Source organism: Stappia sp. G46H5W (genome assembly GCF_058448995.1).
Genome location: NZ_JBZFLL010000007.1, coordinates 1 through 23,363, shown reverse-complemented (window position 1 = coordinate 23,363; position 23,363 = coordinate 1). Strand labels below are relative to the sequence as shown.

The 23,363-nt window shown below is 67.8% G+C and carries 25 protein-coding genes; 14 read left to right on the top strand and 11 right to left on the bottom strand.

Annotated features, from left to right (window positions below):
* The first annotated feature begins 43 nt into the window (after nt 1-43).
* From kynU to ACVJ6E_RS20815, 8 genes are all read left to right on the top strand, one after another.
* The gene (gene kynU, locus ACVJ6E_RS20850) at nt 44-1,306 is read left to right on the top strand and encodes a kynureninase (protein WP_120268527.1); all 1,263 of its coding nucleotides are present in this window, start codon (nt 44-46) and stop codon (nt 1,304-1,306) included.
* Between the two features lie 18 nt (nt 1,307-1,324).
* The gene (kynA, locus tag ACVJ6E_RS20845) at nt 1,325-2,182 is read left to right on the top strand and encodes a tryptophan 2,3-dioxygenase (protein ID WP_199681139.1); all 858 of its coding nucleotides are present in this window, start codon (nt 1,325-1,327) and stop codon (nt 2,180-2,182) included.
* Between the two features lie 79 nt (nt 2,183-2,261).
* Nucleotides 2,262-2,891: an arylformamidase gene (kynB, locus tag ACVJ6E_RS20840; protein WP_120268529.1), complete on the top strand. Its 630-nt coding sequence runs from the start codon at nt 2,262-2,264 to the stop codon at nt 2,889-2,891.
* 112 nt (nt 2,892-3,003) lie between these two features.
* Nucleotides 3,004-3,774, top strand: a complete 771-nt coding sequence (locus tag ACVJ6E_RS20835) for an ABC transporter ATP-binding protein (protein ID WP_120268530.1) — start codon at nt 3,004-3,006, stop codon at nt 3,772-3,774.
* The gene (locus ACVJ6E_RS20830; RefSeq protein WP_120268531.1) at nt 3,771-4,478 is read left to right on the top strand and encodes an ABC transporter ATP-binding protein; all 708 of its coding nucleotides are present in this window, start codon (nt 3,771-3,773) and stop codon (nt 4,476-4,478) included. Before ACVJ6E_RS20835 ends, ACVJ6E_RS20830 begins: the two co-directional genes overlap by 4 nt.
* 5 nt (nt 4,479-4,483) lie before the next feature.
* On the top strand, nt 4,484-5,356 hold the full coding sequence (locus tag ACVJ6E_RS20825) for a branched-chain amino acid ABC transporter permease (RefSeq protein ID WP_120268532.1): 873 nt from the start codon (nt 4,484-4,486) through the stop codon (nt 5,354-5,356).
* Between the two features lie 14 nt (nt 5,357-5,370).
* Nucleotides 5,371-6,354: a branched-chain amino acid ABC transporter permease gene (locus ACVJ6E_RS20820; protein WP_120268533.1), complete on the top strand. Its 984-nt coding sequence runs from the start codon at nt 5,371-5,373 to the stop codon at nt 6,352-6,354.
* Nucleotides 6,355-6,541: 187 nt separating this feature from the next.
* Entirely contained in the window at nt 6,542-7,741 is a 1,200-nt protein-coding gene (locus ACVJ6E_RS20815; RefSeq protein ID WP_120268534.1) for an ABC transporter substrate-binding protein, read from the top strand.
* 127 nt (nt 7,742-7,868) lie between these two features.
* Here ACVJ6E_RS20815 and ACVJ6E_RS20810 read toward each other — a convergent pair whose 3' ends face one another.
* The gene (locus ACVJ6E_RS20810) at nt 7,869-8,354 is read right to left on the bottom strand and encodes an Rrf2 family transcriptional regulator (RefSeq protein WP_120269218.1); all 486 of its coding nucleotides are present in this window, start codon (nt 8,352-8,354) and stop codon (nt 7,869-7,871) included.
* A 659-nt stretch (nt 8,355-9,013) separates the two neighbouring features.
* Between ACVJ6E_RS20810 and ACVJ6E_RS20805 the strand changes: the two genes are divergently transcribed.
* From ACVJ6E_RS20805 to ACVJ6E_RS20785, 5 genes are read left to right on the top strand one after another with little or no spacing between them, the layout of a single operon-like run.
* On the top strand, nt 9,014-9,787 hold the full coding sequence (locus ACVJ6E_RS20805; protein ID WP_491676523.1) for a TetR/AcrR family transcriptional regulator: 774 nt from the start codon (nt 9,014-9,016) through the stop codon (nt 9,785-9,787).
* Nucleotides 9,784-10,593, top strand: a complete 810-nt coding sequence (locus ACVJ6E_RS20800) for an enoyl-CoA hydratase/isomerase family protein (protein WP_120268535.1) — start codon at nt 9,784-9,786, stop codon at nt 10,591-10,593. The genes ACVJ6E_RS20805 and ACVJ6E_RS20800 overlap by 4 nt, the downstream gene beginning before the upstream one ends.
* Entirely contained in the window at nt 10,590-12,128 is a 1,539-nt protein-coding gene (locus tag ACVJ6E_RS20795; protein ID WP_199681141.1) for an AMP-binding protein, read from the top strand. Before ACVJ6E_RS20800 ends, ACVJ6E_RS20795 begins: the two co-directional genes overlap by 4 nt.
* Nucleotides 12,125-12,508: a MaoC/PaaZ C-terminal domain-containing protein gene (locus tag ACVJ6E_RS20790; RefSeq protein WP_120268536.1), complete on the top strand. Its 384-nt coding sequence runs from the start codon at nt 12,125-12,127 to the stop codon at nt 12,506-12,508. The genes ACVJ6E_RS20795 and ACVJ6E_RS20790 overlap by 4 nt, the downstream gene beginning before the upstream one ends.
* Nucleotides 12,505-12,873, top strand: a complete 369-nt coding sequence (locus ACVJ6E_RS20785; RefSeq protein WP_120268537.1) for a hotdog family protein — start codon at nt 12,505-12,507, stop codon at nt 12,871-12,873. The genes ACVJ6E_RS20790 and ACVJ6E_RS20785 overlap by 4 nt, the downstream gene beginning before the upstream one ends.
* Before the next feature lie 79 nt (nt 12,874-12,952).
* On the opposite strand, the gene ACVJ6E_RS20780 is transcribed toward ACVJ6E_RS20785, so the two are convergent.
* The 7 genes from ACVJ6E_RS20780 to ACVJ6E_RS20750 all read right to left on the bottom strand — a co-directional run bounded on the left by ACVJ6E_RS20780 (nt 12,953) and on the right by ACVJ6E_RS20750 (nt 19,205).
* Nucleotides 12,953-13,165, bottom strand: a complete 213-nt coding sequence (locus ACVJ6E_RS20780; protein WP_067220344.1) for a cold-shock protein — start codon at nt 13,163-13,165, stop codon at nt 12,953-12,955.
* Between the two features lie 257 nt (nt 13,166-13,422).
* Nucleotides 13,423-14,247, bottom strand: a complete 825-nt coding sequence (locus ACVJ6E_RS20775; protein ID WP_120268538.1) for an alpha/beta fold hydrolase — start codon at nt 14,245-14,247, stop codon at nt 13,423-13,425.
* On the bottom strand, nt 14,244-15,302 hold the full coding sequence (locus tag ACVJ6E_RS20770; RefSeq protein ID WP_120268539.1) for a branched-chain amino acid ABC transporter permease: 1,059 nt from the start codon (nt 15,300-15,302) through the stop codon (nt 14,244-14,246). The genes ACVJ6E_RS20775 and ACVJ6E_RS20770 overlap by 4 nt, the downstream gene beginning before the upstream one ends.
* Before the next feature lie 7 nt (nt 15,303-15,309).
* Nucleotides 15,310-16,293, bottom strand: a complete 984-nt coding sequence (locus ACVJ6E_RS20765; protein ID WP_199681191.1) for a branched-chain amino acid ABC transporter permease — start codon at nt 16,291-16,293, stop codon at nt 15,310-15,312.
* A gap of 41 nt (nt 16,294-16,334) precedes the next feature.
* Nucleotides 16,335-17,060 carry a branched-chain amino acid ABC transporter ATP-binding protein gene (locus ACVJ6E_RS20760; RefSeq protein WP_120268541.1) on the bottom strand — a complete coding sequence of 242 codons (726 nt, stop codon included), beginning with the start codon at nt 17,058-17,060 and terminating at the stop codon, nt 16,335-16,337.
* Entirely contained in the window at nt 17,053-17,856 is an 804-nt protein-coding gene (locus ACVJ6E_RS20755; RefSeq protein ID WP_120268542.1) for an ABC transporter ATP-binding protein, read from the bottom strand. The genes ACVJ6E_RS20760 and ACVJ6E_RS20755 overlap by 8 nt, the downstream gene beginning before the upstream one ends.
* 152 nt (nt 17,857-18,008) lie before the next feature.
* Entirely contained in the window at nt 18,009-19,205 is a 1,197-nt protein-coding gene (locus ACVJ6E_RS20750) for a substrate-binding domain-containing protein (protein ID WP_120268543.1), read from the bottom strand.
* Between the two features lie 271 nt (nt 19,206-19,476).
* Here ACVJ6E_RS20750 and ACVJ6E_RS20745 point away from each other — a divergent pair, with 271 nt between their 5' ends.
* On the top strand, nt 19,477-19,818 hold the full coding sequence (locus tag ACVJ6E_RS20745; RefSeq protein WP_120268544.1) for a BA14K family protein: 342 nt from the start codon (nt 19,477-19,479) through the stop codon (nt 19,816-19,818).
* Nucleotides 19,819-19,921: 103 nt separating this feature from the next.
* On the opposite strand, the gene ACVJ6E_RS20740 is transcribed toward ACVJ6E_RS20745, so the two are convergent.
* The 3 genes from ACVJ6E_RS20740 to ACVJ6E_RS20730 all read right to left on the bottom strand — a co-directional run bounded on the left by ACVJ6E_RS20740 (nt 19,922) and on the right by ACVJ6E_RS20730 (nt 22,862).
* Nucleotides 19,922-21,181, bottom strand: coding sequence for a TIGR03862 family flavoprotein (locus ACVJ6E_RS20740; protein ID WP_120268545.1), 1,260 nt, complete (start codon nt 21,179-21,181; stop codon nt 19,922-19,924).
* 29 nt (nt 21,182-21,210) lie between these two features.
* On the bottom strand, nt 21,211-21,984 hold the full coding sequence (locus ACVJ6E_RS20735; RefSeq protein ID WP_120268546.1) for an FkbM family methyltransferase: 774 nt from the start codon (nt 21,982-21,984) through the stop codon (nt 21,211-21,213).
* A 65-nt stretch (nt 21,985-22,049) separates the two neighbouring features.
* The gene (locus ACVJ6E_RS20730; protein WP_120268547.1) at nt 22,050-22,862 is read right to left on the bottom strand and encodes a glycosyltransferase family 2 protein; all 813 of its coding nucleotides are present in this window, start codon (nt 22,860-22,862) and stop codon (nt 22,050-22,052) included.
* Between the last annotated feature and the right edge of the window lie 501 nt (nt 22,863-23,363).

Here is a 23,363-nt window from a genome sequence, read left to right as displayed (position 1 = left end):
GACAGAACGGAGCGCCTTTTCTGCGAGGCGACAGGAGACGGACATGCTGACAGGCCAGGACGCGGCCGGCGGAGCCTTTGGGAAGGCTCCCGACATCGCCGCACTCGATCGCAACGACCCGCTTAAGGACAGGCGCGAGCTCTTTTCGATACCCGAGGGTGTGATCTATCTCGACGGCAATTCCCTCGGCGTGCTGCCCAGGGCCGTGCCCGCCCGCCTTGCCGAGGCGGTGACGAAGGAATGGGGCGAGAGCCTTATCCGCGCCTGGAACGAGCATGGTTGGATCGACCTGCCGCAGCGCGTCGGCGACCGTATCGCGCGCATCATTGGCGCTGCGCCGGGACAGGTGACGGCCTGCGACAGCACCTCGGTCAACGTGTTCAAGGTTTTGGCCGCTGCGCTGGCGCTGCGCCCTGACCGCAAGGTGATCCTCTCTGACAGCGGCAATTTCCCGACCGACCTTTACATGGCGCAGGGCCTGCGCGACTTGCTCGGCCAGGGCCACGAGCTGAAGATCGTCGCGCCGGAAGAGGTCGAGGCGGCCATCGGCGAGGATGTCGCCGTCGTCATGCTGACCCAGGTCGACTATCGCAGCGGCCGCCTGCACGACATGGCGGCGATCACCGCGATGGCGCATGCCGCCGGCGCGCTGACCATCTGGGATCTTGCCCACTCGGCCGGTGCCCTGCCGGTGGAGCTGGATGCAGCCGGCGCGGATTTCGCTGTCGGTTGCGGCTACAAATATCTGAACGGCGGTCCCGGCGCCCCGGCCTTCCTCTATGTCGCGCAGCGCCATCTCGATCATGTCGCACCGCCGCTGACCGGCTGGATGGGCCACGCCGCGCCCTTCGCCTTCGATCTCGACTACCGCGCCGATGCCGGCATCGGCCGCATGCGGGTCGGCACGCCGCCGATCCTCTCGCTGGTGGCGCTGGAGGCGGCGCTTGCCGCCTTCGACGGCGTCGATATGGGCGTGCTGCGCGCCAAGTCGATCTCGCTGTCCGAGCTGTTCCGCGCCGAGGTCGAGCGCCGCTGTCCGGAGCTGGAACTGGCCAGCCCGCGCGATCCGCAGGCGCGCGGCAGCCAGGTCTCGTTCCGTTTCGAGCATGGCTATGCCCTGATGCAGGCACTGATCGCCCGCGGCGTCATCGGCGATTTCCGTGCGCCCGACATCGCCCGCTTCGGCTTCACCCCGCTCTACCTCTCCCATGCCGACGTGATGGCCGCTTGCGACATCCTTCAGGAGATCGTGGAGACGCGGGCCTGGGACCGGCCGGAGTTCCACCGGCGGGCCAAGGTCACATGAGCGGGAAGGGGGGGAGAGATGACGACGGGTAGTCCTTACGCGAGCGGGCCTTTCGATCCGGCCGAGGACGGCGCGGAGATGGAATTCGACGGTCGCATGTCCTATGGCGACTATCTCAGCCTGAGTCGCATCCTGACGGCGCAGAACCCGCTGTCCGAGGCCCATGACGAGATGCTGTTCATCATCCAGCATCAGACCTCGGAACTGTGGATGAAGCTCGCCATCCACGAGCTGGCCGCGGCCAAGGGGCGCATTGCCGCCGACGACCTGCAGCCGGCCTTCAAGATGCTGACCCGCGTCTCGCGGATCTTCGAACAGCTGACCGGCGCCTGGCAGGTCCTGCGCACCATGACGCCCTCGGAATACACCCTGTTCCGCGGCGACCTCGGCCAGTCCTCCGGCTTCCAGTCGCACCAGTACCGGGCCATCGAGTTTCTCGCCGGCAACAAGAACGCGGCGATGATGCGCCCGCATGCGCATGTGCCGCGCGTGCACCACTGGCTCGACCAGATCCGCCGCGACACCAGCATCTACGACGAGGCGATCCGCCTGCTTGCGCGTTCGGGCCTGCCGATCGACGAGGCGCATCTGACCCGCGACATCTCGCAGCCCTACGAGCGCAACGACAGCGTCCGCCTCGCCTGGCTGGAGGTCTATCGCGACCCGCATCGCTATTGGTCGCTCTACGACCTTGCCGAGAAGCTGGTGGACTTCGAGGACTATTTCCGTCGCTGGCGCTTCAATCACGTCACCACGGTCGAACGCATCATCGGCTTCAAGCGCGGCACCGGAGGCACGTCCGGCGTCATGTATCTGCGCCGCATGCTGGAAGTGGTGCTGTTTCCGGAATTGTGGGAGATCCGCGCCGACATGTGAGAACGGCGCGCTATATGCCGTATCAGGCAAGGCCGGCCTTGGGAGAGGCCGATGGGGACGGGGTCATGGGGAGGACTTCATGCCGACGGGACTGATCGACATCACGCCGCCGCTGCGCCCTGGTGCTGCGGTGTTTCCGGGCGATGCGCCCTACCGGGTGGAGAGAACCTTCGCCATCGGCCCCGGCTGTCCGGTCAATGTCACGTCGGTTTCCTTCTCCACCCATTGCGGCGCCCATGCCGATGCGCCGCTCCATTACGATGCGGACGGGGCCTCCATCGACGCCCTGCCGCTGGAGGACTTCATCGGTCCCGCGCGGGTGATCGATGCGCGGGGGGAGGGCCCGCTCTGCCTGCCCCGGGAAATCGAGGAACATCTGGACGGCGCGCCGCCGCGCGTGCTGCTGCGCCTTGCCGAGTCGCTCGATCCGCAGATCTGGCCCGAGGGCTTTCGTGCGCTCAGCCCCGAGACGGTGGAGCTGCTTGCCTCCCGCGGCGTGCGCCTTGTCGGCGTCGATGTCCCTTCGGTCGATCCCGAGACCTCGAAGGACCTGCCGGCCCATATGGCATTTCGGCGTCACGACATGCGGATTCTGGAGAATCTCGCCCTACGGCATGTCGAAACCGGGGATTATGAGTTGATCGCCCTGCCATTGAAGCTAGAAGGGCTGGACGCGGCGCCGGTGCGCGCCCTGTTGCGGCGCCTCTAGGGGCTTGACCCAGGGGCGCGCGGAAAAAACACCGGCAGGGAGAGCGGCCGGAAAGGCCGCCACATCGGACCGGGGAGGTCCTGGCGAGGGTACGATGAGCGGACAGGACACGATGCTTGAGGTCGAGGACCTCGTGATGACCTATGGCGGCTTCAGGGCCGTCGACGGGTGCTCCTTTTCCGTGCGCGAGGGGACGATCACCGGGCTGATCGGTCCCAATGGCGCCGGCAAGACGACGATGTTCAATCTGGTGGCCGGCGCCTTCCCGCCGACATCCGGGCGCATCCGCTATCTCGGGCGCGACGTCACCGATCTTTCCACCGACCGGCGGTTCCATCTCGGCCTGGTGCGCACCTTCCAGATCCCGCACGAGTTTCACCGGCTGACGGCGCTGGAGAACCTGATGATGGTGCCGCCGCGCCAGTCGGGCGAGGGCCTGCTGGCCAACTGGCTGTCGCCGGGCCGGGTGCGCGCCGACGAGGAGCGCGTGCGTGCCCGCGCGATCGAGACGCTGGCCTTCCTGGAGCTCTCCCATGTTGCGGACGAGCGCGCCGGCAACCTGTCGGGCGGCCAGAAGAAGCTGCTGGAGCTCGGCCGCACCATGATGACGGATGCCAAGCTGGTGCTGCTCGACGAGCCGGCCGCCGGCGTCAACCGCACGCTGCTGCGCAAGCTGGAGGAGAAGATCGCCATTCTCAACCGCGAGCGCGGCTACACCTTCGTCCTCATCGAACACGACATGGAGATGATCGAGAAGCTCTGCGACCCGGTCATCTGCATGGCCGAGGGGCGCGTGCTGATCCAGGGCGACTTCTCCTCCGTTCGCTCCGACCCGCGGGTGCTGGAAGCCTATCTCGGCGAGAGCGTGGGAGACGCCGCATGAACGACATTCTCGACATGCGCGATGTCGTCGGCGGCTATGGCGAGGCGGACATCCTGCAGGGCGTGACCCTGCGCGCGGCGAATTCCGAGATCGTCGTCATCGTCGGCCCGAACGGGGCCGGCAAGTCGACGGCGATGAAGGCGATCTTCGGCCTGCTGCATGTGCGCGGCGGCTCGATCCGCGTGGACGGCGCCGACATCACCGGCCTTGAACCCAACCGCATCGTCGAGGCCGGCGTCTGCTACGTGCCGCAGGTCAACAACGTCTTCCGCGAGATGACGGTGCACGAGAACCTGGAAATGGGCGCCTTCCTGCGCTCCGGCGACCTGTCGGCCGCCTATGACCGGGTCTATGCCCTGTTCCCGGACCTGAAGGAGCGGCGCAAGGCGCTCGCCGGCAACCTGTCCGGCGGCCAGCGCCAGATGGTCGCCATGGGCCGGGCGCTCATGCTGGAGCCCAAGCTGCTGCTGCTCGACGAGCCGACGGCGGGGCTTTCGCCGAAATACATGGAGCAGATCTTCCAGATCTGCCGCGACGTGCGCGACACCGGGGTGACGATCCTGCTTGTCGAGCAGCACGCCAAGCAGGCGCTGGCCTTCGCCGACCGCGGCTATGTGCTGGCCGCCGGCGCCAACCGTCACGAGGGGACGGGCGCCGAACTCCTCGCCGACGAGGATGTCGCCGCCATGTTCCTGGGAGGCTGACCGACATGGATGCGATGGAACTGATCAACTTCTATCTGGTGCCGGGCATCGTCGTCGGCTCGATCTATGCGCTCGGCGCGGTCGGCATCACGCTGGTCTTCGCGATCCTGCGCTATGCGCATCTCGCCCATGGCGACCTGGCCACCCTCGGCGCTTTCCTGGCGCTGGCCGTGGTCACGCTGGGCGGCGTGTCTCCCTATGTCGCGCTGCCGATTGCAGTGCTGGCGACCGCCGCCGTTGCCGTCGGCATCGACAAGGCGTTCTACGCCTATCTGCGGGAGCGTCCGAAGATCGTCACGGTGATGGCCTCGCTCGGCGTCGCCCTGATGGTGCGCGCCGTGGTGCAGATCGTGTGGGGCGTCGATTCCCAGACCTATACGCGCGGCATCGTGCGGCCCGAGAACTGGTTCGGCATCCGCATTCGCGACCGCGAGATCGTCACCGTGCTGGCGATGATCGCTCTCGTCGCGGCCCTGCAGCTCTTCCTCAAGTACAGCAAGTGGGGCAAGGCCATGCGGGCCATGTCCGACAATCCGGACCTTGCGCTCCTGTCGGGCGTCGACAACCGCAAGGTCGTGGTGCTGACCTGGCTCATCGTCGGCGGGCTGTGCGGCGCGGCCGGCGTCTTCCTCGGCCTCAATTACGAGCTGAAGGCGATGATGGGCTGGACCATGCTGCTGCCGATGTTCGCCGCGGCGATCCTGGGTGGTGTCGGCCGGGTCGAGGGCGCGGTGCTCGGCGGCCTGATCGTCGGCATCGCCGAGGAAATGTCGGCCCTGTTCCTGCCGACCGAGTACAAGGCGGCCACCGCCTTCGCCATCCTGCTGTTGATGCTCCTTGTGCGGCCGACCGGCCTGCTCAAGGGCAAGGTCCTGTAAGGAGGTCGCGCGCGATGGAATGGCTCGGCTTCGTCAACTACGCCGTCTTCATGGCGATCTTCATCGGCATCTATGCGCTGCTGGCGCTGGGGCTGAACATCCAGTGGGGCTATACCGGCCTCTTCAACGCGGGCATCGCCGGCTTCTTCGCCGTCGGCGCCTACACCTCGGCGATCCTGACCACGCCCTTCGTGGACGGGCGCGTCGGCGGCTTCGATCTGCCGGTTCCGGTCGGCTGGCTGGGGGCGATGGTGGCCGCCGGCCTGATCGCCTGGCCCATCGGCAAGATCTGTCTGCGCCTGCGCTCCGACTATCTGGCCATTGCCACCATCGGCGTCGCCGAGATCATCCGCCTCGTCGTCAAGTCGGAAGGCTGGCTGACCAACGCCGCGCGCGGCATCACCAACATCCCGCGTCCCTTCGGCGATCTGGCCTACACCATGTCGCAGCTGGCCTATCTCGCCATCGTCGCCGGCGTGCTGCTCGTCGCCTACCTCTTGGTCGAGCGGCAGTTCGCCTCGCCCTGGGGGCGGATGATGCGTGCCATCCGCGACAACGAGGACGCCGCCCGCGCCATGGGCAAGGACGTGCCCTACCGGCGGCTCGAGGCCTTCATCTTCGGCTCGGCGCTGATGGGGCTGGGCGGCGCGCTCTTCGCCCATTTCAACCGCACGATCACGCCCGAGGCGATCGACCCGATGGTCGCGACCTTCCTCGTGTGGATCATGCTGATCCTCGGCGGGTCGGGCAACAATCGCGGCGCCATCCTCGGCGTTGCGGTGGTCTGGATCATCTGGTCCATGTCGGAGATCGTCACGGACCGTTTGCCGCACGAATATGCCGTGAAGGCCAAGTACCTGCGCGTCTTCCTGATCGGCCTGATGCTGCAGGTGGTGCTGCGCTTCCGGCCCGAGGGGCTTTTGCCCGAACCGCAGGGGAGGGGCCGCAAGCCGGACCCTGCGGCAAGCGGTGCACGCCCGCCGGCGGCGTCCGATTGAGGCTTGTGAGGGCGGCGCGTTTCGGTTGAAACTGCCGCCACCGGGCAGCCGGGCCTCCGGCTGCCGCAAGCGCGGAAGGCGCCGTTCCGGGCAGGGCCGCATGGCCCGCGGGGAGCGCCTGCCGCGAGACAGAGAACGGCCGGGGAGATTTCATCCCGGGCGGATAACCATAAGGTGGAGGTTTATCATGAGGACGTTCCGTATTGCCGCGGCTGCGGCTCTCCTGGGAGCGACGGCGCTCGCGGCGCCCGCCCATGCGGACGTGAAGATCGGTCTGCTCGGCGGTGTTTCCGGTCCGATCGCGGCGATGGCGCCGGCGATGATCGACAGCGCCAATCTCGCCATCAAGCAGGTGAACGATGCCGGCGGCGTTCTCGACGGCCAGAAGCTGGTCGGCGTGGTCGGCGACAGCGCCTGCAACCCGCAGAACGCCACCGACGCGGCCACCAAAGCGGTCAACATCGAGGGCGTCGTCGCCATCGTCGGCCCGCATTGCTCGGGCGCGGTGCTCGCCGCCGCCAACTCGGTGACGATCCCGGCCGGCATAGCCATCGTCACCCCGTCCGGCACCTCGCCGGAGATCACCTCGCTGCAGGACAACGACACCGTGTTCCGCACCGTGCCCTCCGACGACTATCAGGGCCGGGCGCTCGCCCGCACCCTGCTGGAGCGCGGCACCAAGAAGGTGGCGGTCGCCTATCTCAACAACGATTACGGCAAGGGCCTTGCCGAGTCGTTCCGCGCCGAGTTCGAGGAGAAGGGCGGCGAGATCGCCGGTTTCGCCGCGCATGAGGGCGAGAAGGCCTCCTACCGCTCGAACCTTGCGGATCTGGCATCCGGCGGCGCCGACACGCTGGTCATCCTCGACTACGGCGACGGCTCGGGCCTGACCATGCTGCGCCAGGCGCTGGAAAACGGCTTTTTCGAGAACTTCATCGGCGCCGACGGCATGAAGTCCGATGCGCCGATCAAGGAGCTCGGCGCCGAGAACCTCGAGACCTTCCTCGCCTCGGCTCCGGTCGGCGAGCAGTCCACGTCGCTGGATGCCTTCAGCAAGGCCTTCTCCGATGTCGGCGGCGACCCGAGCGCGATCTTCGTGACCACGTCCTACGATGCGGCCTTCATGCTGGCGCTCGCCATCGAGAAGGCGGGCGGCGACAAGGCCAAGGTGGCCGCTTCCCTGCGCGAGATCTCCAACGGCGAAGGCGAGCCGATCCTGCCGGGCGAATGGGCCAAGGCCAAGGAGCTGATCGCGGCCGGCAAGGCCATCGACTACAAGGGCGCGGCCGGCGACCACAACTTCGACGAGGCCGGCGACGTTCCGGGCGCCTATGCCCTGTTCAAGGTGTCGGGCAACGCGTTCGAGGTCGTCTCGGAGATGAAGTAAGCCTTCGTCCGACCGGGGCGCTCGCGTCCCGGTCGGATCCTCCCCTTGGCGGGGAGTAGAAACGCGAAACGGCGGCCCTGCGAGGGGCCGCCGTTTTCATTTCGCGATCAGGAAATTGTTATGCGCCTCAGGCGCCGGCGCCCTGCAGGCTCGCCATCTTGCCGGAGGTTGCGATCTCGCCATCCATCTTCAGCAGGAAGCGGATCTCGGTGCGGTCCTCGGCCAGCTCGGCGATGGTGTGGGAATCGAGCACCATCATGAAGGCTTCGAGCGCCTCGTGCAGCAACCCGTTGAAGCCGCAGGACGTGATCAGCGGGCAGTCCTTGCGGCCCGATTCGAAGCACTCCGCGAGCAGGAAGCTCTCTTCCGCTGCGCGCACCACCTCGCCGACGGAAATTTCCGCCGCCGGGCGCGCGAGCAGGATGCCGCCGTTGCGGCCGCGCAGGGTGCGCACGAAGCCACCGTCGACAAGAACCTTCAGGATCTTGAAGAGATGCGTCTCCGACATCTCGAAGCTGGCCGCGATATCCGCGACACGGCTCGGGGATCCGGGATTTGCCGCACAGTAGATGAGGGTGCGGACAGCGTAGTTGGTCTGCTGGGTCAGGCGCATGTGCATAGATATGCGGTGCCGGGGCGGGAACGTCAACGGCTTTGATGGAAAAACATGACGATGTAATTCAACTTTTGCAACGCCTTTATGCCGCTACGTCCGATTGGGGTGGGAGGGGACGGGAGAGTGAGGGAAGGGCAGTGTAGTCTACAGAACGCGAAATAATGTGAAGGGTGATGCGGCTCTCCTTCGCTCTGGAAGCCCATAGGCCCCGATCTCGCGATGCTCGTCCGGGGTGACGGCAGAAGGGATGCGAGGCCGTGCCTCTGCCTCGGAAGGTCATCCCGGGCAAGGCGCAGCCGCGACCCGGGACCCATTGGCACCCTCAGCCGGGGTGAGGCGGGAACGCATTGCCATCCCCAAGGCTGTCATACCTGCGAAGGCAGGTATCCAGTATCCGCCGGAACAGATGGCGGCGCCAAGCCAGCCGCCACCGGTGGTCCAGCGGCAGCGCCGAGGCTCGGGCAAAACCGTTCCGGGATTACTGGATCCCGGTCTTCGACTTCGCCGAAACCGGGATGACATCCTGCGGGTAGGGTTCACGTCGGAGGATCGTTTCCACCGTTCCCTCGCTCCATCCTCTCCCTTGCTTTGCGCTTGAAACTCGCTCCCAGAACATGAATAGTGATTCATAATTCATATTACACGGGGGGGACGTCGTGGGCGAAGCGAGAACGGGCAGGGGCGCGGGGCAGGCCGCAGGCCGCGGCACCGCCGCGCGTGGACGCAAGGCTCCGGCCGGGGCGGGCGTCGGCAAGCCGCGCGCGCCCAAGAATGACGCAACGGGAGCTGTTCCGGCAAGTGCCGTCGCCACCGGCGGCGAGGAGGCCGCCTCCGGCATGCCGAAAACCGCGCGCGGTGCGGCCACCCGTCGGGCGATCCTCGAGGCTGCCGAGCGTGTCATCGGCCGTCAGGGCTTCAACGAGGCTTCCATCGGCTCCATCACCCGTGAGGCCGGCGTCGCGCAGGGCACGTTCTACATCTATTTCGCCAGCAAGGACGAGGTCTTCTCCGAACTCGTCGCCGAAATGGGCCGCATGCTGCGCCATGCGATCAGCGAGGCCACGTCCGGTTACGCGGACCGTCTTCAGGCCGAGCGCGAGGGCCTGCGCGCCTTCCTCGCCTTCGTCTCCGCCCATCCCGAGCTTTACCGCATCGTCCAGGAGGCGCAGTTCGTCGACCGCGACGCCTATCTCGCCTACTTTCGCACCTTCGCCGAAGGTTATCGCGAGGGGCTGGAGCGAGCCGCAAGCGCCGGCACCATCCGCCCCGGCGATGCCGAGATCCGCGCCTGGACGCTGATGGGCATCGCCCGCTCGCTCGGCGAGTTCCAGGTTGTGTTCGGCGGCGACATTCCGGTCGACACCATGGTCGAGGTGGCCCACGATCTCATCGAGAACGGCCTGAAGGTCGGCGCAAGGGACGGCGAATGAGCGCCGCCGCTGCCGCCCCGGTGCATTTCGACCGGCGGGAGGATGCCGTCTGGCTGACGCTGGACCGTCCCGGGCGCGGCAATGCGCTGGTGCCCGAACTGCTGGCCGCCTTGCGCGAACGGATCGACGAGGCACGGCGGGCCGAGGCCCCGGCACTCGTGTTGACCGGGCACGGCCGGGCCTTTTCCGCCGGCGGCGATGTTGCCCGCTTCGCCGAGCTTGCCTGCGACCGCGAGGCCCTGCTGCGCTTCGCGCGCGAGATCGTCGGCGCGCTCAATGCGGCGATCCTCGATCTTCTCGCCTTTCCCATGCCGGTGATCGCCGCCGTGAACGGTCCGGTCACCGGCGGCTCGGCCGGCCTGATGCTGGCCGCCGACATGGTGGTGATGAGCGAGGACGCGTTTCTCCAGCCCTATTATGCGCAGATGGGCTTTGCGCCCGATGGCGGCTGGACCGCGCTGCTGCCGGGCCGCATCGGCACCGCGCGGGCGCTGGAGGTGCAGTATCGCAACCAGCGCCTCACCGCCTCCGATTGCCTGCGCCTTGGTCTGGCGAGCGAGATCTGCCCGCGCGCCGAGCTGGAGGCGCGCGTCGCTGCGCTGACCGCCTCCCTTACCGAAATGGACCCCGGCACCCTCGCCATGACCCGCGCCAATGTCTGGAACAGGGAGCGCCGGGCCGCCGCCGCCGAGGCGCTGGAGCGCGAGCTTCAGGGCTTCCTGGCGCTGATCGCCCGTCCCGAAACGCGGGCGCGGATGGAGGCCTTCCTCGCGCTGGCGATGATGGCCAGGGAGGGGCGGCGATGATGTCCTGGGTCACCGACATGGCGGCCAAGCGCGCCGAGCTGACGCCCGCGCGCATCGCCTTCACCGATCACGAGACCGGCGCGCAGCTGACCTTCGCCGAGGTCGAGGCAAAGGCCAACCGCTCCGCCCGCGCCCTGCTGGCGCGCGGGATTGCTGCCGGCGAGCGTGTCGCCGTCCTGAGCCACAATCATGCGGATTTCTTCGTCCTGCTCTTCGCCGCGCAGAAGACCGGCATCGTGCTGCTGCCGCTCAACTGGCGCCAGCCGCCGGCCGAGCTTGCGCCGGTCGTTGCCGCCTCCGGCGCGCGGCTGCTGCTGCATGACGACGCAACGGCGGCGACCGCTCAGGCGCTTGCCGGTGGTCTCGGGCTGGATCTTGTCGGCTTTGCCGATGCGCCCGTTGCGGGCGAGGCGCTGCATCTCGACGGGCTTGCCGCAGACCTTTCCTGGGCGCCGCTCGGCGACATGCGGGTCGAGGCCGGCCGGCCCTGGTACCTGCTGGCCACCTCCGGCACCACCGGCACGCCGAAACTGGTGATCCAGACGGCGGAAATGGCCTGGGCCAATGCGGTCAACTACACCCAGGCGACCGGCCTTTCCGGCACCGACCGCGCGGTCAACTTCCTGCCGCTGTTCCACACGGCCGGCATCAATCTGATGACCCTGCCGCTGTTCCTTGCCGGCGGCGAGAGCATCGTCCTGCGCAAGTTCGATGCCCCGGCGGTGCTGCGGTTGATCGGTGCCGGCCGGCTCACCGCCTTCTTCGGCGTGCCGGCGATCTATCAGGCGATCGCGCTGGAGCCGGGCTTTGGCGAAACGGACTTTTCCGCCCTGCGCTCGCTCGGCTGCGGCGGCGCGCCGATGCCCGCGCCCTTGCTTGAGACCTATCTGGCGCGGGGCGTCACCGTGTGCAACGGCATGGGCATGACCGAGACCGGGCCGACGGTGTTCCTGTCCGATCCGGAGAATGCGCCGCGCAAGATCGGCTCCGTCGGCAAGGCGCAGATCCTGGCCGAGGTGCGCCTTGTTTCCGTCACCGGCGATGTGGTCGAAGGGGAAGGCGAGGGCGAGCTGCAGATCCGCGGGCCCGGCGTCACGCCCGGCTATTTCGGCAATCCGCAGGCAAGCGCCGCGGCCTTCGCGCCGGGCGGCTGGCTGCTGTCGGGCGATGTCGCCCGCCGCGATGCCGACGGCTACTACTACATCGTCGACCGCATCAAGGACATGTACATCTCCGGCGGCGAGAACGTCTATCCGGCCGAGGTCGAGCGGGTGCTGGTCGCCCATGAGGACGTGCTCGACGCGGTGGTGATCGGCGTGCCGGACGAGAAGTGGGGCGAGGTCGGCGCCGCCTGGCTGATCGCCCGCCCCGGCGTGGCGATCGATGTCGCCGCGCTGACCCGTTGGTGCCGCGAGCGGCTCGCCGGCTACAAGGTGCCGCGCAGCTTCCAGGTCGTGGACGACCTGCCGCGCACCGCCGCCGGCAAGGTGCAGAAACACATCCTGAGAACGCTGCATGGGGAGAGTGGCCGGTGACCACGGCAAGGGACGAATGGACGGCGCGCTGGGTGCCGACACAGGCGGATTTCGACGCTTTCGCGGAACTGTCGGGCGACGACAACCCGATCCATGTCGATGCGGAGTTTTCGGCGCGCACCCGCTTCGGGCGCACCGTCTCGCACGGCATGCTGCTCTATTCGCGCCTCTGGGCCCTGCTGCGGCAGCGCTATCCGGAGCACCGCCACGTGGTGCAGGCGCTGATGTTCCCCAATCCCGCCTATGCGGAGGAGGAGCTGGAACTCGCCTTCTCGCAAGCCGGTACCGGCGAGGCCGGCGAGGTCGCGATCACCATTTCGCGGGTTGCAGACGGGGCACCCGTGCTTGTCGGTCAGTGCAGGCTGGAGGCGGGACGATGAAGCTGGAAATCGGCCGCAGCGCCGAGGTGAGCCGCCGCTTCCCGGCCTCGGATGCTGCCGTCTTCGCCGGTCTTGCCGGCATGGACACGCTCCCGCAGGAGGTGCCGCAGCCGCTGATCGGCGGGCTCTTCTCCTATCTGCTCGGCGTCCGGCTGCCGGGCTTCGGCACCAACTACCTGAAGCAGGAGATGCGGTTCCTCTCGCCCGCGGGCTTCGGCGAGATGCTGACGGCACGCGTCACGGTCACGCGCCTGCGCCCGGAAAAGCACCTCGTCGACCTTGAGACCGTGTGCCTCGGCGAGGACGGGCGGCGCGTGTGCGAGGGCCGCGCGCTGGTCTATGTCGAGGATGCGGTTGCCGCCTGAGGGCCTCCACAACGAAAAACGCCGCCGGCGGTGCCGGCGGCGTTAAAACCGGTTCCTCGCGGAACGGCCCGTCTCGTCGTTAGGCGAGCTCGAGCTGGGCGGCCTGGAGGCCGCGACCGCGACGGTCTTCCTCGGTCACGAAGGTGAGCGTGGTGCCCTCGGCCGGCACGGCCAGGCCCGAACGCTCGAAAGCGGTGATGTGGACGAACACGTCCTTGCCGCCCTCGGCCGGGGTCACGAAGCCGAAGCCACGATCATGGTTGAAGAACTTCAGGGTGCCGGTCTGGCGCATGGGAGAACTCCTGTCCCGTGTCGATAGTTAAGCGCAAGTAAGCGCGCTTGCTTGCGCGAGCGTGGCATTCAGAAACGGGAAAGGCAGTTCTGTTCGACAGAACCGGTCGACTGGACCAGGAAGCGCCGCATACCGAAACTTTCTTAACCGGGTTCGAATTTTCAAGCCCGCTGGGGCCGGTCCGAAAACCGACCGGGCGAAGTGTATGCGAAAACCCTGAGACCGGCAAGCGCCGCCGCAGCGTCCGCAGCGGTTCGTCATGCGTTTGCAGCGCCTTGCGCGCGTCCCCGGCGCTCGATCAGGCCCGCCAGCATGTCATTGAACCTGCTCGCTTCCTCCAGATGCGGCGAGTGGCCGGACTGCGCGAAGGTCTCGATGCGGGCATGGGGCAGGTGCGCCGCCTGCCACTCGGCGGCGGCGAGGCTGTAGAGCTGGCTGCGCGCGCCCCGCGCCAGCACCACGGGCACGTCGATGCGCGGCGTCAGCGGGCGGAAATCCTGGGTGGTGAGCGAGCGCCACATGGCCGCGAGCAGCCGCGGGCTCGCCTTGCGCATCTCTCTCTCGGCGAACTCGACCAGCTCCTTTTGCGCGTCCAGCGCGAAGCTCCGCCGGGCGGTCGCCGGCGCCAGCAGCGGCCACTGGCTCTCGATGGCCTTGAGGAACACCGCGTTGCGCGGCCCGTCGAGGCCGTTCAGCGTGCCCAGCGTCCAGTCCGGCCCGTTGATCACCCGCGGCGCCATATCTTCCACCACCAGGGTGGCCAGCCGGTCGCTGCCGTGGCGCTCGATCATCGACCAGGCAACGAGCGCGCCCATCGACCAGCCGACCAGCACCGCCTCGTCGATGCCCTCCTGCTGCATCGTTGTGGCCAGCGCGTCCGCGCCCGCCTCGATGCTGGGCGTCACCGCATCGGCGGTCTTGCCGTGGCCGGGCAGGTCGGGGGCAATCACCTCGGTGAGGCCGCCAAGGGCCTCCAGCTGCGGCGCGAAGAAGCCGCCATGGCAGGACCAGCCGTGCAGCAGGATCAGGATGGGCACGCCCGGCCGTCGCCGGCCGGCCCGGTGCAGATGCAGCCTGCTCATCCACGGTTCCTCAGCCGGCCGACGATGCCGTCCGGGAAGAAATAGACCGACAGGATGAACAGCGTGCCGAGCCACAGCAGCCAGCGTTCCGGCGCCACCAGGTCGGGCAGCAGCGGCAGGCCGCGCGTTGCCGCCTCGGCGCTGGCCATCAGGCTCTGCAGATAGGTCTGGGCAAGAATGAACAGGCTCGCGCCGATCACCGCCCCGTACATGGTGCCCATGCCGCCGATCACCACCATCAGGAGGATGTCGATCATGATCTCCATGGACAGGGTCGTCGCCGGTCCCGTGTAGCGGATCCAGATCGCCAGCAGCGCGCCGGCAAGGCTCGCCATGGCGGCGGACAGCACCGTCGCCGTGGTGCGATAGAGCACCACCCGGTAGCCGATCGCCTCGGCGCGGAAGGCATTGTCGCGCACGGCCTTCAGCGTGGAGCCGAAGGGCGAGTTGACGATGCGCAGCATCACGAGGAACAGCACCAGGGCGCTGAAGAAGACGAGGTAATAGGCAAGCAACCGTCCGTCGATCCGCACGTCGAAGATGCGCATGTCGGTCAGGCGAAAGGCCGGCGTCAGCTCGCGCGGGATCCGGTAGGTCAACCCGTCCTCGCCGCCGGTGATCGACGACAGCTGGGAGACCAGCACGGCGAAGGCGCTGGCGACCGCCAGCGTGACCATGGCGAAGAAGATCGCCTTCACCCGCAGGGAGAACAGGCCGATGGCGAGCGCGAGTGCGCAGGACAGCACCGTTCCGGCCAGCACGCCGACGAGGATCGCCAGGAACGAGGCGCCGAGACTGCCGAGCGCCAGCGCCACGCCATAGGCGCCTATGCCGAAGAACATCGTATGGGCGAAGGAGACGATGCCGGTATAGCCGAGCAGCAGGTCGTAGCTCGCCACCAGCACGATGAAGATGCAGATGCGCGCGGCCGTATCCAGCGGCTTGGTGCCGGGAAACAGGAACGGCGCAAAGGCAAGGCAGAGGCCGATTGCGACCAGCAGCAGCGCGAGCGGCCGGCTGTGCGGGCGGTCGCCGGAAAGGAGGGTGTCGATCATCTTGCGCCTACTTTGCCTTGACCACGGGGTAGAGGCCCTGCGGCCGCCACATCAGCACGCCGACCATCAGCGCGATGGTGGAGACCAGCGCCACCTTGGGCGCCAGGAACGCCATGTAGTTGGACAGGAGACCCACCAGCAGCGCGCCGATGAAGCAGCCCTCGATGGAGCCGAGCCCGCCGATGATCACCACGACGAAGACCAGCACCATGATCTCCGAGCCCATATGCGCGGTGATCGTCTCCTGATAGAGGCCCCACATGATGCCGCCGAGGCCGGCGAGCGCGGAACCTGCCATGAACACCAGCAGGAACAGCCGGTTGATCCGGTAACCGAGCGCCTCGACCATTTCGCCGTTTTCCACCCCGGCCCGCACCAGCAGGCCGAGCTTGGTCGCCCGCAGCACGTGGCGCATGGCGACGAACAGCACCAGCCCGATGGCCACCGCCAGCATGCGGTATTTCTCGATGGCCGCCTCGCCGACGATGAACGAGCCCTGCAGCGAGGGCGGGCGGGCGACATGGATCGCGTCCGGCCCCCAGACCACGTGGATCAGCTGCTGGGCGACGATCAGTCCGCCCATGGTGACGAGGATCTGCTTCAGGTGGTGGCCGTAGACCGGCTTGACGATCACCCGCTCGAAGGCGAGCCCGAGCGCGCCCGTCACCGCCATGGAGGCGAGGATCGCCAGGAACACGGCGGCAAGGTTCAGCACCACGGCCGGGTTCTGTGTCCAGCCGGACAGCCAGGCGAGCACCGTGAAGCCGACGAAGGCGCCGACCGAGACGAAGGCGCCATGGCCGAAATTGATCACGTCCATCAGGCCGAAGACGACGGTGAGCCCCGAGGCCATGATGAAGATCATCAACCCCATGGCGAGCCCGGCGACCGTCAGCGTCAGCCAGACGGACGGATCGCCGACGGCGACAAGCCCGACGAGCGCCAGCACCGGCGCCAGCAGCAGCGGCGCCGCTTTGCCGAGCCGTTCCATCGCCGTCGGCCCGACCAGACGGGGGCGGATCGCGGTTTCGCTCACTGGTGCACCTCCAGGCTGAGGCCCATCAGCTTTTCCTGCAGCGACGCGTCGGCGGCAAGCTCCGCCATCGCGCCCGCATGGACGATGCGCCCGTCATCCATCACCGCCACCGTGTCGCCGAGCGCCGAGGCCATGGCGAAGTTCTGCTCCACCAGCAGGATCGTGGTGTCGGTGTCTTTCAGTTGCTTCAGGGCCGCCGTCATCGCGGCGATGATCGCCGGCGCCAGGCCCTTGCTCGGTTCGTCGATCAGGATCAGCCGGCGCGGTTCGATGATCGCCCGGGCGACCGAGAGCATCTGCTTCTGCCCGCCCGACAGCGTGCCGGCGGCCTTGTCCCAGAACGTGCCGATGGGCGGAAACAGCTCCTTGATCCAGGCGAGGCGCTTTTCGTCGAACGGCCCGCTCGTGGCGGCAAGGCGCATGTTCTCCGCCACCGTCAGGTCGGCGAAGATGCCCATGTTCTCCGGCACATAGGCGATGCCGGCGCGGGCGATGTCGGGGGTTGCCAGCGCCTGGATCGGCCGCCCGTCGAACGTGATGGTGCCCCGGCTCGCCTTCCACAGGCCCATGATGGTGCGCAGCGTCGTCGACTTGCCGGCGCCGTTGCGCCCCAGCAGCATGGTCACCCCGCCGCGCGGCACCGCGAAGCTCACCTCATGCAGGATGTGATAGGGGCCGATATGGGTGTGGACGCCCTCCAGCGTCAGCAGCGCGTCAGCCATGGGCTGTCTCCGTTGCGGCTGTTTCAGGTGTCGCGGTATCTGGCGCCTTGCCGAGATAGGCTTCCTGCACGATGGCCGAGCGCATCACCTCGCCCGGCTCGCCGTCGGCGACCAGCGCGCCGTTGTGCAGCACGACGATGCGGTCGGCCAGCGTGCGGATCACGTCCATCTTGTGCTCGACGAGGAGGATCGTTCGGTCCTTGTCGGCCTTCAGCTCCCGGATCAGGTCGAGGATCACCGGCACCTCGTCGACGCTCATGCCGGCGGTCGGTTCGTCGAACATCAGCACCTGCGCGCCGAGCGCGATCATCAGCGCGACCTCCAGCTTGCGCTGGTCGCCATGCGGCAAGGCGGAGACGGTGACGTCGCGCTTGTCGGCGAGCCGGACCTCGGCCAGCACGTGCTCGGCCCGCTCGATCAGTTCCACATGCGAGCTTGCCCGCGAGAACAGGTCGAAGCCGCGCCGCGCGCGCGATTGCGCCACCAGCCGCACGTTCTCGCGCACGCTGAGGCTGGGAAACAGGTTGGTCAGCTGGAACGCCCGGCCGATGCCGCGCTCGCAGCGGTCGGCGACACCAAGGCGCGTGATGTCCTCGCCGTTGAGGCGCACCGTGCCGGCGCTGGCCTTCAGTTGGCCCGAGACGAGGTTGAAATAGGTGGTCTTGCCGGCACCGTTGGGTCCGACGATGGCGGTCAGCGTGCCGCGCTCGAAGGCGCAGGTCACCGCGTCGACCGCGACATGGCCGCCGAAGCGGATCGTCAGGTCCTCGGTCGCAAGAACGGGCGGTTCGCGCATGAGGGGGCGGCTCCGGGAAAGGCTCGGTGTTGGAAGGTTCGGGCGGCCCGGCCGCGGCGAAGGGGCCGGGCCGCCTCGCGTGGCGGACTTTGGAACACGCTTTGGGAGTGCCGCCGAAACGGCGCGTATTCCAAACCCGCCACGCCAGAGCGTCAGCGCGTGTTGCGGATCGGGATGTTCATGTCCTCGATCTTCAGCTCGCGCACCAGTTCCGGAATGCCCCATTCGACCTCCGGGTCGACCCGGATCTTGAAGTGGTACATGGACTGCAACGCCTGGTGATCCTCCGCGCGGAAGGTCATCGTGCCCTTCGGCGTTTCGAAGGACATGCCCTCCATCGCCGCGATCAGGTCTTCCGTGTCGGTCGACCCCGCCTTGCGGATGCCCTCGACGACGGCGATGGCGGCCGACATGCCGCCGGCGGTGAAGAAGTCCGGCGGCGAGCCGTGGCGCTTCTCGTGCTCGGAGACCAGCCAGTCGTTCGCCGGGTTCTTCGGGATGTCGTGGTAGTAATAGGTGGCGCCCTCCATGCCCGGCAGCGCCTTGTAGGCCTTCATCGCCGCCAGGATGTTGCCGCCGGTGGCGATCTCGATCCCGAAGCGCTCCGGCTCCATCGCCTTGATCTTGCCGATCGGGTTGTTGGCGCCGGCCCAGATCACGAACAGGAACTTGCGTCCCTCGATGTCCTTCATCGCGTCGAAGATGCGCTGGGCGCTGGCGGTGAAGTCCTGGGTGTCGGTCGGGGCGTATTCCTCGAAGGCGAGCTTGGCGCCGGTACCGGCCAGCGCCTCGCGGAAGGCGGCGACGCCGTCGCGGCCGAAGGCGTAGTCCTGCGCCAGCGTGGCAATGGTGACGCCGTCCTTGCCGAGCGCGACCGCGTTGGCGATGGCGTCCTGCGAGGAGTTGCGTCCCGTGCGGAAGACGTAGCGGTTCCAGTTCTCGCCGGTGATGGAATCGGCCACCGCCGGCTCGACCAGGAGCAGCTTGCCGTATTCCTCGGCGACCGGCAGCATCGCCAGCGCGACGCCCGAGGACACCGGGCCGACGGCCAGATGCACGTCGTCGTCGCCATAGGCCTCGGCCAGCGCGGCGCGGCCGATATCCGGCTTCAGCTGGGTGTCCTTCTCGATGACGACGATCTTGCGGCCGTCGATCTCCATCGTCCCGTCCGTCGCGTATTCCAGCCCCATCATGAAGCCGATATGCGACTGCTTGGCATAGGCCTCCAGCGCGCCGGTCTTGCCGTAGACATGGGCGATGCGGATGTCCTCGGCCTGTGCCCCGGCGCCCAGCGGCGCGGCGGCAAGGGCTGCGGCGAGCAGCGCGGCCGCGGTGGCATGTCTGATCATGGTGTCCTCCCTGTGGCGCGGATCGCGGGCCGCTCCTCCAGCCCGCCGGTCCGTATCGCCATCGTTATATGACGCATGATTCATGTTTCATGTCAATTCAGCCGGGCGGCAGCCCTCGCAGGGCCGCGAAGAAGGCGGCTCCCGGGATGCGTCATCCCGTGATCGCCATCACAGTTGTCTTGGCAAAACCCGGCTATCTTCTGATCATGGACGCAGGGAAAAGCGGCGTCATAGGGATCAGTAAGAAGCATCAAGCAGAGGGAATGAAGTCATGTTCAAGAAGATCGCAGCCACAAGTCTTGCAGTCGCCCTGACCACCGGTGCGGTTCTGGCATCCGGCACCACCGGCGCCGAGGCCAAGAAGGGCTGGCACCACAATAACGGCTGGGCCGCCGCCGGCGGATTCGTTGCCGGTGCGGTGATCGGCTCCGCCCTGTCGCAGCCGCGCTACTACGAGCCGGCCCCGCGCTACGAACCGGCCCCGGTCTACTATGGTCGCCCGGCCCCGTGGACGCCGGAATGGTACAGCTACTGCTCGTCGAAGTACCGTTCGTTCAACCCGGACACCGGCTACTTCCGCACCTATTCGGGGCGCTACCAGTTCTGCCGCTAGTCACCCGAAGCTGAAGTTCGCCACACCAGGCGGAACACCCCTAGCTGGGGATCTGAAGAGGGCCGGCCTTTGCCGGCCTTTTTCCGTTTTGCGTAGGGGAGGGCTACCGGCCAACCAGTGTCCGGGCGATGCCGTCCGCCGCCGCAACGCCGCTGGCGAAGGACGCCTGCAGCAGGTAGCCGCCCGTCGGGGCTTCCCAGTCGATCATCTCGCCTGCGACATGGACGCCCGGCAGCTTGCTAAGGCCGAAATCCGCGCCGATCTCGCTCCACGCGATGCCGCCGGCCGTGGAGATCGCCCGGTCCATGCCGGAGAACCCCGTCGCGGTCAGCGCCAGCCCCTTGATCCGGCGGGCCAGCTCGAGCGGGTCGCTGGTGCGCTCGCCCGTCTCCCACAGCAGCGCGATGGCGCTTGGGGGCAGGCCGGCCACCTTGCGCAGGTGGTTTGAGAGCGACTGCTTGCCGCGCGGGCGGGCAAGCCGCGTCGCGAGCGCCGCCTCGTCGAGGTCGGGGCGCAGGTCGAGCACCAGCTGCGCCGACCCGTGTGCCTCGAAGGCTGCGCGCAGCTCCGCCGACAGCGCATAGACCGCGCCGCCCTCCAGCCCGCGCGCGGTGATCATCGCCTCGCCGGCAACGCGCGTATCGCCCGTGCTCACCGCGATTCGCTTCAGCGGCGTTCCGGCGAAGCGCTCCTTCAGCAGCTCCGACCAGTCGATGAGAACGCCCGCATTCGCCGGCGTCAGCGGCGTCACCGCCACGCCGTGCCGTTTGAGCATCGGCACCCAGCCGCCGTCGCTGCCAAGGCGCGGCCAGCTTGCCCCGCCGAGCGCCAGCAGTACCGCATCGGCCTCGATGTCCTTTGCCCCGTCCGGCGTTTCGAAGGAGAGGCGCCAGCGCGGCGGGGCTTCCGCGCTCGCCTCCGGTCCTGTCTTCTCCAGCCCCGTCCAGGTCCAGCGTGTGTTGAGCTGCACGCCGCGCGCGGCGAGCCGCGCCAGCAGCGCCCGCACCAGCGGCGAGGCCTTCATCTGGACCGGGAACACCCGTCCGCTCGAACCGACGAAGGTCTCGATGCCGAGCTCCGCGCACCAGGCTCTCAGCGCTGCCGGGTCGAAGGCGGCGATCGCCGGCGCCAGCTGCGCTTCCGCGTCCCGGTAGCGGGAGAGGAAGACCGGCATCTCCTCGCCATGGGTGAGGTTCAGCCCGCCGCGCCCGGCCATCAGCAGCTTGCGCGCAGGCGAGGGCATGCGCTCAGCGATGGTGACGGCAAGGCCTGCTGCCGACAGCCGGTCGGCGGCGATCAGCCCGGCCGGTCCGGCGCCGACGACGACCACCTGCGGGACCGCCCGCGTGCCGCTCTCGCTCATGTCTGCGTGTCCCGTTTCGGCCCGTGCGCTCAGCGCAGCGGTGCCCGGCCCTTGGAGAACAGGAAGCCGCGCTTGGCCTCGAACAGCCACAGGCCGAGCTTTGCCAGCAGCTTTACGTCGCCGGCGGGCAGCAGCGACTTGCGCCCGACGCGGGTGAGATTGAAGCCGCGGAAGGTCTGGAACACCCGGCGCGTCATGCCGAAGGTCTTGTGGAAGCGCGGATGTCCGCCGGCCGCAAAGCGCGGATGGAACGAGACGAAGCAGTCGACCCGCTCGCGCTGCAGGAGCGGCGCCAGCATCGGCGCCACGTCGTATTCCGCACCCTCGATGTCCATCTTGATGAACAGCTTGTCCTTCGGCCCGATCATCGCGGCGATCTCCTCCACGGAGATGCAGTCGACGTCGAAGGTGACGCTGGCGTCCTTGTGCACGAAGGAGGACATCGAATCGCCCGGCGCGGTCTTGGCGGCCATCTTGCGGCTGCCGCTCTGCGTCCACACCGCCTTGCGCAGAACCGTGACCTTGTCCTTGATCGCCGGGTTGAGCGCGAGATTCGCCTCCAGTTCGTCGGCCGCCGCCGGGTCCGGCTCGAAGGCGATGACCTTGCGCGCGCGCTGCGCCTCGTAGAGCACGGTCGGGCCGACCCAGGCGCCGAAGTCGAGGCAGACGGTGTCCTCGTCGACGCAGGCGTCGAGAATGTCGTAGGTCGGCTTTTCCCAGTTGCCGTTTTCCGCCTGCCGCCAGAAGCCGGGGCGCGCATCGTTCACCTGGAAGGAAATGTCGCGGATCGTCACGCTATGCATCTGGGTGCCACCGGCTCTCTTTATCTATATGTGTCCTGCAAGGTGCCTCGCCGAAGGGGCGGGCCTCAGCTCCGCCGGCGCTGTTCGGCCCGCTCGCAAAGCTCCCGCTCATAGGCCTTCGCAAGCCGCAGGAACCTCGTATAGGCGAAATTGACGGAGATCACGATCCCCCACCAGCCATAGAGGGCATAGCGGCGGATCGCATAGGCCTTCAGGAAGGCGAGGGGGAATTCGGTGGCGATGCGCCAGCGGGCGATCCGCCGGCCGCGCGCGGCCATGTCCTCGGCCTGCATCGTTGAGTAGCGGTTCATCTTCTCCACGTGGAAGGCGACGGAGCGAATCGAACGGTGCTCCATCGCTCCCTTCAGGCGCGCGCGCCTTGCGCCGTCCGGCGGGCGCACCGTGTCGTGCACTGGCGAATCGGAAAAGCGTCCCGCGCGCCGGTCGTAAAGGCGGATCTGGATATAGCCATAGGCCCAGGGCGCCGGACCGTCCTCATGGGCGAAGACGTCCTTGATCGCCACGTCCCAGAACGGCGCCGAGGTCAGCGCGCCGGAGGCGGCCAGTTGCGCGATCTCGCGCGCCAGCGCGGGCGTTGCCGCCTCGTCCGCATCCAGGTTGAAGATCCAGTCGTTGCGGCACTGGTCCTCGCCGAAGCGCTTCTGTTGTCCGTAGCCCGGCCAGGCATTCTCTATGACGCGCGCACCATGCGCGCGCGCGAGGTCCTGCGTCCCGTCGGTGGAGCCGCTGTCGACCACGACGACCTCGTCGGCGAATCCGGCGACGCTGTCGATGGCGCGGGCGATGCGGTCGGCCTCGTTGTGGGCAATGATGAAGACCGATATGGCGACGGGCGTCCCGCCAGCTGTCGTCTGCATCCGTTCACGTCCCCGTTTCCAGCCCTGTGGGCGTCTTGACTGCCACGAATCGAGGCAGGGCCTGCCTGCAAAAGCACGCCGATGCGGCATTCGGGCCCTCTTTACGGGTCGCGAGGGGCCGCTTCAAGGCTCTCGCAGCGCAGCATGGCGCGGAAGGCCGAAAAGCCGCGCCGGCGGCCGAAAACGGCAGAACCGCAGGAAACCTCGGTCATTTGCTAACAGAGGCTTAACGGGGTGTCACCACAAAGACACACTGTGTCCGTCGAGTGCCGCTTTCGGGTATTTGCCGGTTGCTAGCCGCCGACGGCCTCGCTTAGAAAAGGATCGAGCTCGCGGGGAAGCTTGCTCAACTCTTCATCTCCCGTTGGCCGCTAGGTCACACAGGGAATAACGACGAGGTCAGGAAATGAACATCAAGAGCATCCTGCTCGGCGCTTCCGCTGCTGCCATGGCAGCCACGGGCGCTCAGGCCGCCGATCTCCCGGTGGCTCCGGAGCCGGT